Genomic DNA, 289 nt, shown 5'->3' on the forward strand with positions numbered 1-289 from the left:
ACTTCTTCTTTCTCATCAATCAATACATTTATTACAATGAATTATGCCGGTCTTAAGGATGATATTATGATAATGCTTGCAGGCGGAAAGGTAATTGTTGATACCCGGTCGTTTCAAAATGATTTATCCGACATTCATTCAAAGGATGACGCATTGACAGCACTTATTCATTTGGGATATTTAGGTTATGATGCAGATAGAAAAAGTGCATATATCCCTAACTATGAGGTTGCCGAAGCTTTCCAGATGGCATTAAAAACAGGAACATGGGATGAAATATCAAAGGCAA

At 36.0% G+C, this 289-nt stretch carries 1 pseudogene; it reads left to right on the plus strand.

Annotated features, from left to right (window positions below):
* Positions 1 to 289 (plus strand): annotated as a pseudogene (locus DWZ63_RS16075) (AAA family ATPase); the annotation flags it as partial.

Origin of the sequence: Clostridium sp. AF34-13, assembly GCF_003477845.1 — a bacterium.
Lineage (GTDB): Bacteria > Bacillota > Clostridia > Lachnospirales > Lachnospiraceae > Butyribacter > Butyribacter intestini.